Annotated in this window: 15 protein-coding genes and 2 riboswitches; of the genes, 6 read left to right on the top strand and 9 right to left on the bottom strand. The window is 64.3% G+C overall.

The window, feature by feature from the left end; genetic code table 11:
- Positions 1-3: 3 nt before the first annotated feature.
- The 5 genes from paaD to pcaF are packed head-to-tail and all read right to left on the bottom strand — an operon-like array spanning position 4 to position 3,877.
- On the bottom strand, positions 4-552 hold the full coding sequence (gene paaD, locus ACGYKA_RS06215) for a 1,2-phenylacetyl-CoA epoxidase subunit PaaD (protein ID WP_394408212.1): 549 nt from the start codon (positions 550-552) through the stop codon (positions 4-6).
- Complete coding sequence (paaC, locus tag ACGYKA_RS06210; protein ID WP_394408789.1) at positions 546-1,268, bottom strand: 1,2-phenylacetyl-CoA epoxidase subunit PaaC; 723 nt, start codon at positions 1,266-1,268, stop codon at positions 546-548. Before paaC ends, paaD begins: the two co-directional genes overlap by 7 nt.
- 32 nt (positions 1,269-1,300) lie before the next feature.
- Positions 1,301-1,645, bottom strand: coding sequence for a 1,2-phenylacetyl-CoA epoxidase subunit PaaB (paaB, locus tag ACGYKA_RS06205; RefSeq protein ID WP_231886377.1), 345 nt, complete (start codon positions 1,643-1,645; stop codon positions 1,301-1,303).
- Between the two features lie 5 nt (positions 1,646-1,650).
- Positions 1,651-2,643: a 1,2-phenylacetyl-CoA epoxidase subunit PaaA gene (gene paaA, locus ACGYKA_RS06200; protein ID WP_271688712.1), complete on the bottom strand. Its 993-nt coding sequence runs from the start codon at positions 2,641-2,643 to the stop codon at positions 1,651-1,653.
- 28 nt (positions 2,644-2,671) lie between these two features.
- Complete coding sequence (gene pcaF / locus ACGYKA_RS06195; RefSeq protein WP_394408215.1) at positions 2,672-3,877, bottom strand: 3-oxoadipyl-CoA thiolase; 1,206 nt, start codon at positions 3,875-3,877, stop codon at positions 2,672-2,674.
- A gap of 206 nt (positions 3,878-4,083) precedes the next feature.
- Between pcaF and ACGYKA_RS06190 the strand changes: the two genes are divergently transcribed.
- Positions 4,084-5,631 (top strand): alkaline phosphatase, encoded by a 1,548-nt coding sequence (locus tag ACGYKA_RS06190; RefSeq protein WP_209219578.1) that lies wholly within the window; start codon positions 4,084-4,086, stop codon positions 5,629-5,631.
- Between the two features lie 57 nt (positions 5,632-5,688).
- On the opposite strand, the gene cobO is transcribed toward ACGYKA_RS06190, so the two are convergent.
- From cobO to aroC, 3 genes are all read right to left on the bottom strand, one after another.
- A complete protein-coding gene (gene cobO / locus ACGYKA_RS06185; protein WP_394408218.1) occupies positions 5,689-6,294 on the bottom strand; it encodes a cob(I)yrinic acid a,c-diamide adenosyltransferase in 606 nt (201 codons plus the stop codon).
- A gap of 70 nt (positions 6,295-6,364) precedes the next feature.
- On the bottom strand, positions 6,365-7,303 hold the full coding sequence (locus tag ACGYKA_RS06180) for a DMT family transporter (protein WP_067265788.1): 939 nt from the start codon (positions 7,301-7,303) through the stop codon (positions 6,365-6,367).
- Positions 7,304-7,313: 10 nt separating this feature from the next.
- A complete protein-coding gene (gene aroC / locus ACGYKA_RS06175; protein ID WP_394408221.1) occupies positions 7,314-8,423 on the bottom strand; it encodes a chorismate synthase in 1,110 nt (369 codons plus the stop codon).
- Positions 8,424-8,515: 92 nt separating this feature from the next.
- Positions 8,516-8,617, top strand: a riboswitch (TPP riboswitch).
- Positions 8,618-8,651: 34 nt separating this feature from the next.
- On the opposite strand from aroC, the gene thiB reads away from it, so the two are divergent.
- Genes thiB through ACGYKA_RS06160 form a run of 3 tightly spaced genes read left to right on the top strand, consistent with a single transcriptional unit; the run spans position 8,652 to position 11,840 of the window.
- The gene (thiB, locus tag ACGYKA_RS06170) at positions 8,652-9,629 is read left to right on the top strand and encodes a thiamine ABC transporter substrate binding subunit (protein WP_394408224.1); all 978 of its coding nucleotides are present in this window, start codon (positions 8,652-8,654) and stop codon (positions 9,627-9,629) included.
- Positions 9,605-11,161, top strand: a complete 1,557-nt coding sequence (locus tag ACGYKA_RS06165; RefSeq protein WP_394408227.1) for a thiamine/thiamine pyrophosphate ABC transporter permease ThiP — start codon at positions 9,605-9,607, stop codon at positions 11,159-11,161. The genes thiB and ACGYKA_RS06165 overlap by 25 nt, the downstream gene beginning before the upstream one ends.
- Entirely contained in the window at positions 11,148-11,840 is a 693-nt protein-coding gene (locus ACGYKA_RS06160; RefSeq protein ID WP_271688719.1) for an ATP-binding cassette domain-containing protein, read from the top strand. The genes ACGYKA_RS06165 and ACGYKA_RS06160 overlap by 14 nt, the downstream gene beginning before the upstream one ends.
- On the opposite strand, the gene ACGYKA_RS06155 is transcribed toward ACGYKA_RS06160, so the two are convergent.
- Positions 11,837-12,319, bottom strand: a complete 483-nt coding sequence (locus ACGYKA_RS06155) for a 6,7-dimethyl-8-ribityllumazine synthase (RefSeq protein ID WP_271688720.1) — start codon at positions 12,317-12,319, stop codon at positions 11,837-11,839. The genes ACGYKA_RS06160 and ACGYKA_RS06155 overlap by 4 nt on opposite strands.
- 77 nt (positions 12,320-12,396) lie before the next feature.
- A riboswitch (FMN riboswitch) is annotated at positions 12,397-12,536 on the bottom strand.
- A gap of 57 nt (positions 12,537-12,593) precedes the next feature.
- On the opposite strand from ACGYKA_RS06155, the gene ACGYKA_RS06150 reads away from it, so the two are divergent.
- Complete coding sequence (locus tag ACGYKA_RS06150; protein WP_394408230.1) at positions 12,594-13,208, top strand: FMN-binding negative transcriptional regulator; 615 nt, start codon at positions 12,594-12,596, stop codon at positions 13,206-13,208.
- Between the two features lie 60 nt (positions 13,209-13,268).
- A complete protein-coding gene (locus ACGYKA_RS06145; RefSeq protein WP_394408233.1) occupies positions 13,269-13,877 on the top strand; it encodes a glutathione S-transferase in 609 nt (202 codons plus the stop codon).
- The last annotated feature ends 28 nt before the right edge of the window (positions 13,878-13,905 follow it).

Here is a 13,905-nt window from a genome sequence, read left to right as displayed (position 1 = left end):
GCCTCAGATACATTTGAAATAGTCAAAGGGTTCAAGGCAGTCCAAGCACCGCCATTGCGCCTTGCAGGGGGTCGAGCCGAACTGGCTGATCCGCTCCACCGCTTTCGATTGGCAGTGCGGGCAGTGCTGCGGCCCGCCGGCGGGGCGCGGCGGCGCGATGCCGTAGGCTTCGAGCTTGGCGCGGCCGGTGTCACTCATCCACTCGGTGGTCCAGGGCGGGGAGAGCTGGCGCTTCAGCTCCAGCTTCTCGATCCCGTGGCCGTGCAGCGCCGTCTCGATGTCGAGGTTGATGATGCTGGTGGCCGGGCAGCCCGAATAGGTCGGCGTAATGGTGACGACCAGCGTGTCGCCGTCCCATGCCACATCGCGGATGATGCCCAGATCGGTGAGCGAAATCGCCGGGATCTCGGGGTCCGGGATCGCGGAGAGCCACGCCCAGACCGTCTCCACCGACGGCTTCTCGCCGCGGGCGGGGCCGCGCGGGGCGGTCTCGCGCACCACCCCCGGCACCGGCGCGGGGGCGGGCCGGCTGTGGGGGGCGGGTTTCACCATGTGGCGTCCGGGTAGGCGCGTTGCAGCCACTGCATCTGGGTCAGCATATGGCCCAGATGTTCGCTGTGCCGCGCGCCGCTCTTCCCGCCCCTATGGGCAAAGTCATCCTCGGGCTTACTGAGGGTCGCCGCCGCCAGCGTGTCGCCGACCAGTTGGTCATAGCTTTTGCGCATGCTCGCCGGATCGGGGGCGATGCCAGCTTCGGCCATGGCGGCGTCGACATCATCGCCAATGAACATTTCGCCCACATAGGGCCAAAGCAGGTCGAGCGCCGCCTGCATCCGGCGGTGGCTTTCCTCGGTCCCGTCACCAAGGCCGATCACCGTGTCCGAGGACCGCTCGAGGTGATAGGTTACCTCTTTCGCGGATTTCTCGGCGATGGCGGCGATCTCTTTGTCGCTGGAATCGATCAGCGCGGTCAGCTGCGCCAGATGCCATGCGTCGAACAGAAACTGCCGCATCATGGTCTGGCCGAAATCGCCGTTGGGCTGTTCCACCAGCAGGACATTGCGAAAGTCCCAGACATCGCGGTGAAAGGCGAGCTTGTCGGCGTCGCGGCCTGCGCCCTCGACCTCGCCCGCGAGTCCCAGCCAAAGCTGGGTCTGGCCAATCAGGTCGAGCGCTACGTTCGCCAGCGCGATGTCCTCTTCCAGCACCGGCGCCACGCCGCACCATTCCGAGACGCGGTGCCCGAGCACCAGCGCGTTGTCACCCATGCGGCAGAGGAATTCGAACTTGGGATCGGTGCTCACATCGCCCCCACTTCGTCGGGAATGTCGTAGAAGGTCGGGTGGCGGTAGACCTTGTCGTTCGCCGGCTCATAGAGCGCGCCCTTCTCCTCGGGCGAGGAGGCGGCGATGGCGCTGGCTTCGACCGCCCAGATGCTCACGCCCTCGTTGCGGCGGGTATAGACGTCGCGGGCGTTCTTGATCGCCATTTCCGCATCCGCCGCATGCAGGCTGCCGACATGGCGGTGGCTCAGCCCGTGCTGGCCGCGGATGAAGATTTCCCATAGGGGCCATTCGGTGGGCCGTGCGTCGCCGTGGGGGGCGGCTTCGGTGCCTTTGTATTCGCTGGATTCAGGGCTGCTCATGTCGCTTACTCCGCTGCCATTTGTCTGCTGCGCTTCTTCTCGGCGTGGGCCAGAAGCCCCTCGCGCACCCAGCGGCCCTCGTCCCAAGCCTTGTTGCGCGCCGCCAGCCGTTCGGTGTTGCAGGGGCCGTTGCCCTTGAGCACCTGGAAGAACTCTTCCCAGTCCGGTTCGGCAAAATCGTAGTGGCCGGTCTCTTCGTTGAACTTCAGCGTCTCGTCGGGGATCGTGAGGCCGAGGTATTCGGCCTGCGGCACCGTCTCGTCGACGAACTTTTGGCGCAGCTCGTCATTGGTGTTCATCTTAATCTTCCACGCCATTGACTGCGCGGAATGGACCGAATCCTTATCCGAGGGGCCGAACATCATCAGCGCCGGGAACCAGAAGCGGTTGAGCGCGTCCTGCGCCATCTTGCGCTGGGCGGGCGTGCCATTGGCCATCTTCATCATGATGTCGAAGCCTTGGCGCTGGTGGAAGCTTTCTTCCTTGCAGATGCGGACCATGGCACGGGCGTAGGGCCCGTAGGAGGTGCGCTGCAGCGGCACCTGATTCATGATCGCGGCACCATCGACGAGCCAGCCCACGGCGCCCATGTCGGCCCATGTCAGCGTGGGATAGTTGAAGATCGAGGAATACTTCATCTTCCCGGAAAGGAGGTCGCGGGTCATCTGGTCGCGGGTCACGCCCAGCGTTTCCGCCGCGCAGTAGAGGTAGAGACCGTGGCCGGCCTCGTCCTGCACCTTGGCCAGAAGGATCGCCTTGCGCTCCAACGTCGGCGCGCGGGTGATCCAGTTGCCTTCCGGCAACTGGCCCACGATCTCGGAATGCGCATGCTGTCCGATCTGGCGGATCAGGTTCTTGCGATAGCCGTCGGGCATCCAGTCCTTGGGCTCGATCTTGCCGCCCGCGTCGATGCGTTCCTGAAAGGCGCGCTCGTCGGGGTCCATCTCGTCGAGGGATTTGACGCCCTTGCCAGTGGATTTGATCATCTGTGCATACATCGGTCCGTTCCTTTCGAGGAAAGAAGTGTCAGCCTGCGTTTTCGAGGATCAGGGCAACGCCCTGACCCACGCCCACACACATGGTACATAGCGCATATTTGCCGCCCGTCCGCTTGAGCTGCAGCGCCGCCGTCATCACCAGACGTGCGCCGGACATGCCAAGGGGGTGGCCGATTGCGATGGCGCCGCCGTTGGCATTTACATGGGGCGCATCGTCCCGCACGCCAAGCGCGCGCAGCGTGGCGAGGCCTTGGCTCGCGAAGGCTTCGTTAAGCTCGATCACGTCCATCTGCTCGATCGTGAGGCCCGCGCGGTCCAGCACCTTGCGCACCGCCGGGATCGGGCCGATGCCCATAACCCGCGGCTCGACGCCCGCCGCGGACATGGCGACGACGCGGGCGATGGGGGCAAGGCCGTGGTCCTTCACGCCGGTCTCAGAGGCTAGCAGCATTGCCGCGGCACCGTCGTTCACGCCCGAGGCATTGCCGGCGGTGACGGTCAGATCGGCGCCGTTGATGCCGCGCAGCTTGCCCAGTTTTTCCAGCGTGGTGCCGGGGCGGGGGTGTTCGTCGCTGTCGACGACCACGTCATCGCCCTTGCGCTGCGGGATGGTGACCGGGGCGATTTCCTCGGCGAAGACGCCTTTCTCGGCGGCGGCGGCATAGCGTTCCTGGCTGCGTGCGGCGAAGGCGTCCTGATCTTCACGCGACACGTCATAATCGGCGGCGACGTTGTCGGCGGTCTCGGGCATGGAATCCACGCCGAACTGGGCTTTCATCTTCGGGTTCACGAAGCGCCAGCCGATGGTGGTGTCATAGACGGCGTTGTTGCGGGAAAAGGCTGTTTCCGCCTTGGGCATCACGAAGGGGGCGCGGGACATGCTCTCGATGCCGCCGGCGATGGCAAGGTCCATGTCGCCCGCGCGGATCGCCCGGGCGGCGGCGCCGACGGCGTCCATCCCGCTGGCGCAGAGACGGTTGATTGTGGCACCCGGCACATCGACCGGCAGACCGGCCAATAGCGACGCCATGCGTGCCACGTTGCGGTTATCTTCGCCCGCCTGATTGGCGCAGCCCATGATCACGTCATCGACCCGCGCCCAGTCGACGGAAGGGTTCCGCTCCATCAGCGCCTTCAACGGCACGGCGGCCAAGTCATCGGCGCGAACCGAAGAGAGGGCGCCGCCGTAACGGCCAATGGGGGTGCGCTGCGCGTCGCAGATGAATGCCTGCATGGGGGTCTCCTGTTGTTGCACCGTAATCTACACATCGGGGCGATTCGGTTCAATCAAAATGTTACGGAATGAAAATAGGGTACGGATTTTGGTAACACGTTATCGCGCTGTCACCAAAGCTTTGCCAAAGAGTCACGCCGCTGTCGGCCATCTGTCACGCATCGGGGGTTCTGTGCCGCCATCGCCACCCTCAGAGGAAGCTCACGATGACCAAACTGATCCGCCCGACCCGTCGCGCTGTGCTGGCGGGCTCCACCGCCTTTGCCGCAAGCCTTGCCATGCCCAGCCTCAGCCGTGCAGCCTCGCGCCCGGTGTTTACCCATGGGGTGCAATCGGGCGATGTCGACACGCAGTCCGGCATGATCTGGACCCGCACCGACCGCCCGGCACGGGTGCAGGTCGAAATCTCCACTACCGAAAGCTTTGCCAACGCGCGCCAGCTTGCGCCGATGAATGCGTTGCCGAACCATGATCTGGCGGTGAAACGTCTGGTCGAAGGGCTGCCCTCGGATCAGGATATCTTTTACCGCTTCACCGCTGCGGACTTGAGCGACATCAACGCCACCTCCGAGCCGATCATCGGCCAGTTCCGCACCGCGCCCACCGCGCGCCGCGACGTGCGCTTTGCTTGGTCCGGTGACACTGCCGGTCAGGGCTGGGGCATCGACGATGAGGGCATGCGCACCTATGCGACCATGGCCAAACACCGCCCCGACTTCTTCCTGCATTCCGGTGACACCATCTATGCCGATGGCCCGCTTGAGGATGAGGTGCAGCTTGACGATGGCACGATGTGGAAGAACACCACCATCATCGACGAGAAGCGCAAGGTGGCTGAGACGCTGGACGAATACCGCGGTCAGTGGAAATACAACCTGATGGACGACCATGTGCGTGAGATGAACGCCCACGTGCCGACCTTCATGCAGTGGGACGACCATGAGGTCGTGAACAACTGGTCCTCCTCGCGCAGCCTGATGGAAGACGACCGCTACAGCGAGAAGTCGATCCATGTCCTCGCCGCGCGCGCTTCGCAGGCCTTCCATGAGATGACCCCGCTGCGCATCACTCCTGCCGAGCCGGGCCGGGTCTACCGCAAGATCAACTACGGTCCGATGCTGGATGTCTTCTTCCTTGACCTGCGCAGCTACCGGGGGCCGAACAGCGAGAACATGCAGACCGAGATGTCGCAGGCCACCGATATCCTCGGGGCCGAGCAGATGGCATGGCTCAAGCGTGAGCTGACCAATTCGGCGGCCACATGGAAGGTCATCGCCTGCGACATGCCCATCGGTCTGGTCGTCGGCGGCGGGGCCGAGGCGGTTGCCAATGGCGACAATGGTGCCGCCAAGGGGCGCGAGCAAGAGATCGCGGGGCTGCTGCGTTTCATCAAAACCGCGCAGGTCGACAACGTGGTCTGGTTCACGGCGGATGTGCATTACACCGCCGCGCATTACTACAACCCCGACAAGGCGCAGTTTCAGGACTTTGACCCGTTCTGGGAGTTCGTCTCGGGCCCGCTGCACGCAGGCACCTTTGGCCCGAACGAATTGGACGGCACCTTTGGCCCCGAGTTGAAATACGTCAAAGCCCCCGAAGAAGGTCAGGTGAACCTGCCGCCTTCCGCCGGTCTGCAATTCTTTGGCTTGGTCGATATCGACGCCAAGACCCAGCAGATGAAAGTGCGCCTGATGGACCGCGCCGATACCGAGCTTTACTCGGTGACGCTCGACCCCAAGGGCGCGGCGATCTAAGCGCCCTCTGCATGGCACAGTGAGAGGATCGCCGGGAAGCGGGCGATCCTTTTCGTTTCAGTAGTCGACGCCGCGCTGTGCTTTGATGCCCGCTTTGAACGGGTGTTTGACCTCGGACATTTCGGTCACCAGATCGGCATAGTCGCAAAGCTCGGGCCGGGCGTCGCGGCCTGTCAGCACCACGGCGGTGCGCTTGTCGCGCGCGTCGAGCCCGGCGATCACGTCTTCGATCTTGAGGTATTCATAGCGGATGGCGATGTTGATCTCATCCATCACCACAAGGTCATAGTCGCCGCTCTCCATCATCTCGCGCGCCTTGCCAAATGCGGCTTCGGCGGCGGCGATGTCGCGGTTGCGGTCTTGGGTGTCCCAAGTGAACCCTTCGCCCATCGTGTGCCATGTCACCTCGTCCAGCCGTTCAAAGAACAGCCGCTCGCCGGTTTTCCATTTGCCCTTGATGAACTGCACCACGCCGACGCGCTGTTTCCAGCCAAGCGCACGCACCACGACGCCGAAGGCGGAAGAGGATTTGCCCTTGCCCGGGCCGGTATGGACCAGCACCAGACCCTTCTCGGGGTCTTGCAACTCGGCCACCTTGGCGCGCTGTTCGGCCTGACGCTGCTGCATCTTTTTCTTGTGATCTTTCGGATCCGCGTCGCTCATCGGTCATCTCCTCTATCCGGTTTCGGGGCACCATAGGGAGAGGTCGGGCCGGGCGAAAGCCCGCATTCGATCACGCTTTGGGATCGGTGACAGACCGCGCCTTGCCGCGCTCCATCCCCAACTGCCGCTCGCGCCAGATCACCAGCGCGCCCGCGCTGATCACCAGCGCCGCGCCCGCCAGCATCATCATCGTGGGCAGTTCGGCAAAGAAGACATAGCCCAGCAAAATGGCGAAAAGCATTGAGGTGTAGTCATAGGGTGCCAGCATTGAGGCCGAGCCAAAGCGATAGGCCGAGGTGATCAGGATTTGCGCCACCCCGCCGATCAACCCGGCGAGGACCAGCAGGCCAAAGGTTTGCAGATCGGGGATGACCCAGCCGAAGGGCAGGGTGCAGAGCGCCAGCAAGGAGGCGGTGCAGGAGAAGTAAAAGACGATCGCGGCGGTGTCTTCGTTCTGCACCAATTGGCGAATGTGGATTTGCACGAGGCTGCGCACCATTGTCGCCATCAGGATCAGCAACGCGCCGATGGTGGCTGTCTGCTCCATCGTGCCGATGCTGGTGAAACGCGGCCAGAGGATGATCATCACCCCCACCAATCCAATCGCCACAGCACTCACGCGGATCAGACGGATTTTCTCGCCCAGCAACACGGCGGCGAGGATGACCGTGAAAATCGGTGTGGCAAAACCGATGGCCGTGACCTCGGGCAGGGGCAGCAGGCCGAGGCCGGTAAAGGTCAGCCCCATCGCCGTGGTGCCGAACAGCCCGCGCCAGACATGGCCCATCGGGTTTTGCGTCTTTAGCCCGCTTTTCAATTTGCCGCGCTGCGCGAGCCAGATCAGGATCACCGGAATGGCAAAGAAGGACCGGAAAAAGACCGACTCCCCGGCGGGAACCTCGTCGGCCAGCGATTTGATGATCGCGGACATGCAGGTGAAAAGCAGGATTGCCGTGATTTTCAGACCGACACCAAGGGCGGGGCGGGCGGAGAAATCATCGACTTTCATGCTTTGATCCTCACGCCTCGGGGCCGATTATGCCGCGGTTCTGGCCAATTTGTCCGCGATGCAGCAGCAGGTGATCCAGCAGCACGCAGGCCATCATCGCCTCGCCCACCGGCACCGCGCGGATGCCGACGCAGGGATCGTGGCGGCCCTTGGTGATGATCTCGGTCTCTTCGCCCTGTTTCGTGATCGTGCGGCGCGTGGTTAGGATGCTGGAGGTCGGCTTCACCGCGAAACGCAGCACCACATCCTGCCCGGTGCTGATCCCGCCCAAGATGCCGCCGGCGTGGTTCGAGGAATATTCCGGCCCATCGGGCCCCATGGTGATCTCATCGGCATTCAATTCGCCGGTCAGCATCGCCGCCGACATGCCCTCACCGATCTCCACGCCCTTGACGGCATTGATGCTCATCATCGCGGCGGCCAGATCGGTGTCGAGCTTGCCATAGACCGGCGCGCCGAGACCCGCAGGCACGCCGCGCGCCGTCACCTCGATGATCGCGCCGACGCTGCTGCCCGATTTGCGCAGCCCGTCGAGGTAGTCGGCCCAGTCCGCCGCTGCCTTGGCATCCGGCACCCAAAAGGGGTTTTGGTCGATCTGGTCCCAATCGAACGCTTCGCGGTCGATCTTATGCGGCCCCATTTGCACCATGTAGCCGGTGATCTGAAGCTCCGGGGCCAGCGCCTTGATCGCCTCACGCGCCAGACCGCCCGCCGCCACCCGCGCGGCGGTCTCCCGGGCCGAGGAACGGCCACCCCCGCGATAGTCGCGGATGCCGTATTTCTGGAAATAGGTGATGTCGGCGTGACCGGGGCGGAACTTGTCCTTGATGTCGCCGTAGTCTTTCGAGCGTTGATCGGTGTTCTCGATCATCAGCTGGATTGGCGTGCCTGTGGTGACCCCTTCGAAGGTGCCCGACAGGATCCGCACCGCGTCCGCTTCGCGCCGCTGCGTGGTGTATTTGTTCTGGCCCGGTTTGCGCTTGTCGAGCCACTGTTGAATCATGCCCTCGTCAATCGGCACGCCTGGGGGGCAGCCATCGATCGTGGCGCCAAGGGCGGGCCCGTGGCTCTCGCCCCATGTGGTGACCCGGTAAAGATGGCCAAAGCTGTTGATCGACATGGGCGGACCTCCTGTTGTCAAACCCTTAGCGGGGGCAGCGCGCTGCCTCAAGGGGATTTGCCTTGCCAATTGTGCAGGTCCGATCTACCCCTGACGCTACCTCGGGGGGCCTTTGGGCTGAGATGTGCATGTTGTGCGGACCCGTTGAACCTGAACCGGTTAACACCGGCGGAGGGAAGGTCAGGACAGACATCCACCTTTTACCTTTCGCCGCAAAAGGAGGATGCGATGAAGTATCTTACACTTGCTGCGGGCGTCATGGGCGCATCGGCCGCATGGGCCGAGACGCCTGAACTGACGGTCTATACCTATGACAGTTTCGTCACCGAATGGGGGCCGGGCCCGGCCATCGAAGAGGGGTTCGAGGCCGAATGCGGCTGCGATCTGAAATTCGTCGGCATGGGCGACGGTGCGGCCCTTTTGGCGCGGCTCAAGCTTGAAGGCGCACGGTCCGACGCGGATATCGTGCTGGGGCTGGACTCCAGCCTTGTCGCCGCCGCGAAAGAGACCGATCTGTTTGCGCCGAGCGGGTTGCAGGCCGAGTATGCCCTGCCGATCACGTGGGAAGACGAAGTCTTCGTGCCCTATGACTGGGGCTATTTCGCCTTTGTCCACGGCACCGATCTGGATACGCCCGGCGATTTCAAAGCGCTGGCCGAGAGCGATCTGAAAATCGTGATCCAAGACCCGCGCTCTTCGACGCCCGGTTTGGGGCTGCTGATGTGGGTCAAAGCGGCCTATGGCGATGAGGCGCCCGAGGTTTGGGCAGGGCTGGCGGATAATGTCGTGACGGTCACCAAAGGCTGGTCCGAAGCTTACGGTCTGTTCCTCGAAGGCGAGGCCGACATGGTGCTGAGCTACACGACTTCCCCCGCCTACCACCTGATCGCCGAGGAAGACGACAGCAAGACAGCGGCGCTGTTCGACGAGGGCCATTACATGCAGATCGAAGTGGCGGGGAAGCTTGCCGGGTCGGATCAGCCGGAACTGGCGGATCGGTTCTTGCAATACCTCGTCTCTGATGCCGCGCAATCGGTGCTGCCGACGACCAACTGGATGTATCCCGCCGTGACGCCCGAAGGCGGTCTGCCCGCAGGGTTCGAGGGCATGATCCAGCCCGGCAAGGCGCTGTTGGTACCGAACGGCGAGGTCCCCGCGCTTCGTGAGGAGGCTTTGGACGAATGGCTGACCGCGCTGTCGCGTTAAGCGGCAAGACGGGGCTTTTCGCCGCCGCGCTGATCGCGGGGCTGATCCTTGCCGCTTTGGTCGCCGTCTTCGCGGCAGCCGATGTGGGCGCAGGGCTCGGCCCGGCGGATTGGGCGGCGGTGCGCTTTACCGCGACACAGGCGGTCTGGTCGGCGGTGCTTTCGGTGCTGCTGGCCGTGCCGGTGGCGCGGGCGCTGGCGCGGCGGCGGTTTTGGGGGCGCGGGGCGCTGATCACGCTGCTGGGCGCGCCTTTCATTCTGCCGGTGATCGTGGCGGTGCTGGGGCTGCTGACCGTCTTTGGCCGCTCGGGCGTGCTGAACCAGTTTGGCGCGGCTCTTGGCCTGCCGCCGGTGTCGATCTACGGGCTGCACGGCGTGGTTTTGGCGCATGTCTTCTTCAACCTGCCGCTTGCGACGCGGCTTTTGCTGCAAGGCTGGCAGAGCATCCCGTCCGAGCGGTTTCGGCTCGCGGGGCAGCTCCAGATGACGCCGCGGGCGCTGTTTTTGGCGCTGGAATGGCCGATGCTGCGGCAGGTGCTGCCCGGTGTGGCGACGCTGATTTTCGTGATTTGCCTGACCAGTTTCGCCGTGGCCCTGACGCTGGGCGGTGGGCCGCGGGCGACGACGATTGAATTGGCGATTTATCAGGCCTTTCGGTTTGACTTCGATCTGGGCCGCGCCGCGCTTCTGTCCGTGGTGCAGCTTGTTCTGGCTGGCGCTGCGGCGGTGGCGGCGCTTTGGCTGATCCCGCCGATCAGCTTGGGGGGCGGGTTGGACCGCCCCCTGCGCCGCTGGGATGCGCGGGGCGGCGTGCAGCGAGCGTTGGACGGGCTGGTGATCGCGCTCGCCGCGCTGTTCTTGCTGCTGCCGCTGGGGGCCGTGGTGCTGCGCGGGCTGGCGGGGGTCGCGCAACTGCCTGCCTCGGTCTGGCAGGCCTCCGGGAATAGCATTCTGGTGGCGGGGTTGAGCGTGGCGGTGCTGGCCCTGCTGGCGCTGCCGATGGCAGGCTGGATCGCCACCCGGCGACGCGGCGGGGTGGAGGCGATTGGCCTGATGGGGCTTGCGGCCTCTCCGCTGATGATTGGCACGGGGTGGTTCATCTTGATCAACCCTGTGCTGGACCCGGCACGGCTGAGCTTGCCGGTCACCGCCTTGGTCAACGCGCTGATGGCGCTGCCTTTCGTGCTGCGCATTCTGGTGCCGCGCCTGCGCGAGACCTTGCAGGATTATGGCCCCCTGACCCAGACCCTCGGCATGACGGGTTGGGCGCTGTGGCGGTTGCTGGTCCTGCCGCGTCTGCGCCCGCAACTGGGCTTTGCTGCCGGGCTGACGGGGGCGCTCTCGGTGGGGGATCTCGGCGTGATCGCGCTTTTCGCCGATCAGGAACGTGCGACGCTGCCTTTGCAGATGTACCGTCTCATGGGCGCCTACCGGATGGAGGCCGCGGCGGGCGCAGCGCTGCTTTTGTTGGTCTTGGCGCTGGCGGTGTTTTTCATCTGCGACAAATGGGGGCGCTGGCATGCTGACGCTTGAAGACATGCGCATTGAGCGGGGCGAGTTCTCCCTCGCGGCCGATATGACACTGGCGCAGGGGCGCAACTACGCGGTGATCGGCCCCTCGGGATCGGGCAAGTCGACGCTGCTGGCGGCAATCTGTGGGTTCGTGCCCGTGGCGGCGGGGCGGCTGCTGCGGGAGGGGGAGGAGATCACGGATCAACATCCCGGCCAGCGCGGCATGACGATGCTGTTTCAGGACAACAACCTATTCCCGCATCTCACCGTGCGGCAGAACGTCGGCCTTGGCCTGCGCCCCGATTTGCGGCTGAAAGCAGCGGATCGGGAGGCGGTCGATGCCGCCCTCGCGCGGGTGGGGCTTGCCACCCATGCCGCCAAACGCCCGGGCGCGCTGTCGGGCGGGCAGCAAAGCCGCGTGGCGCTGGCGCGGGTGCTGGTGCAGGCGCGGCCTTGGGTGCTGTTGGACGAACCCTTCGCCGCGCTCGGCCCGGCGCTGCGGGTCGAGATGCTGGATCTGGTCCAAGACCTCGCCCGTGAGACCGGCGCGGGGCTGATCATGGTGACCCATGCCCCCGATGACGTGCGCCGCATTGCGGATGAGGTGATCTTTGTCGAAGGCGGGCGCGCCCATGCGCCGGGACCGGCGGCGGAATTGCTCGACAACCCGCCCCCGGCCCTGCGCGCCTATCTCGGCTAGGCGGCGGAAATTTTTGAAATTTCCGCGCCGTTTTCTTTTGAAGAAAACGTCTCCAGCGCTTGGGTCATGCCAAGGGCGGCCTGCGCAGCCTCGCGCCCCTTGGTGACGAAATGATCGCGGTAGATCGCGTTGTGATGATCCGTTTCCTGATAGTGGTGCGGCGTGAGCGAGACCGACAGCACCGGCAGGTCGCAGTCCAGCCCCACGCGCATCAGCCCATCGATCACCGTCTGCGCTACGAAGTCATGCCGGTAAATGCCGCCATCCACCACGAAGGCCGCGCAGATCACGGCGTCGTAGCGGCCCGTCTTGGCCAGACGCTGCGCCATGAGCGGCAGTTCAAAGGCACCGGGAACGGCAAAGCTGTCCACCTGCGCGGCGTCAATAACTTCGGTAAACCCGTCATAGGCGCGGTCGACGATATCCGCATGCCAGCTTGCACGCACAAAGGCGAAACGGGCGGAACGTTCTTGTGTCATGGTGATCTCCTTTAGGTTCAGACACGTCCACCCAAGGCGATCACGCGCAAAGACCGAGGCTTCGCCCCCGTCCTTGTTCGCATTCTCTTTCATCCGGACTGTGACCGTCGGCTCTGGAGTCGCACCAGATCTGCTGACACCTTCGAAAAGGCCGCTCGCGGGCTTGCGGAAACCGCTTACCGCCGGTGGGGAATTTCGCCCCGCCCTGAGAATGATGTCAGGTTGCCAAGTTGCGCAGGGCTCTGCAATACCAAAGAAACGCATAGGAGGCACCATGCACCCCAATCCGATCTACCGCAAAGAGGGCCGCGACCGGAACCTTGCCTTTGCCCGTGACACCGGCTTTGGCGTGTTGGCGATAAACGCCGACGAGGGGCCGTTGATGGCGCATGTGCCGTTTATCTTGAACGAAGCCGGGGATTTGGCTGAGTTGCATCTGGTACGCTCGAACCCCATCGCGCGGGCGCTGAAAACCCCGCAGCCGGTGCGTTTGGCGGTAACGGGGGCCGACAGCTATGTCTCGCCCGACTGGTACGGGATCGAGGATCAGGTGCCGACATGGAACTATGTGGCCGTGCATCTGACCGGCAGGCTCGCGCTTCGCCCGGCAGAGGAACTGCCCGATCTGCTGGCACGGCAATCGGCGATCTACGAGGCGCGGCTGGCCCCAAAGACCCCGTGGAGGATGGACAAGATGACCCCCGAGGCGCGGGACAAGATGCTGCGGATGATCGTGCCTTGCCAGTTCCGCGTCACCGGGGTCGACGGCACATGGAAGCTGGGCCAGAACAAGGATGCGGCCGTGCGTCTCGCGGCGGCGGAGCAGATGGCGGCGCATGGGTTCGGTACGGATCCGACGGTGATGGCGGCCCTGATGCGCGGGGTGTGATCGCCGTTGCGTCCGGCGCAGCGCCGTTGAATAGTGCGGGCAACCAAGGGGGGACTTCACGTGAAACTATTTTATTCTCCAACCTCGCCCTATGTCCGCAAGGTCATGGTGCTGCTGCATGAGACCGGCCAGCTTGACGATGTCGCGCTGGAGCCGACATCGGGCACGCCGCTGGCCCCGGCGGAGGGCTTTGCCGCGCGCAACCCGCTGACCAAAGTGCCTGCGTTGGAGCGGCCAGACGGCTGCACGCTTTATGACAGCCGGGTGATCTGCGCCTATTTGGATGACCGCGCCGGGGCGGGGCTTTACCCCCAAGGCACAAGCAGGTGGGACACTTTGACGCTGGAGGCCACGGCGGACGGGATGCTCGATGCAGCGCTCGCCATGGTCTACGAAGGCAAGCTGCGCCCCGAAAACAAACGCATGGCGGAATGGGTCGAGGGCCAGTGGGGCAAGGTTGAACGCGCCTGCAAGACGCTGAACAATCAATGGGCGGCGCATCTCGCTGGGCCTTTGGACATGGGGCAGATCGCGGTTGGCTGCGCCTTGGGTTATATCGATTTCCGCCATGGCGCGCGGGATTGGCGGGCCGGAAACCCCGATCTGGCAGCTTGGTTCGATGCCTTTGATTCGCGCCCCGCGATGACCCATACCGCGCCGCCGCAGTAATCGGGCCGTAATGATATTGCCACAATCG

Source organism: Sulfitobacter sp. 1A15106 (genome assembly GCF_043556995.1).
Classification (GTDB): domain Bacteria; phylum Pseudomonadota; class Alphaproteobacteria; order Rhodobacterales; family Rhodobacteraceae; genus Sulfitobacter; species Sulfitobacter faviae.
The sequence above is the reverse complement of the archived record's forward strand: the minus strand, read 5'-3'. Positions and strand labels throughout refer to the sequence as shown.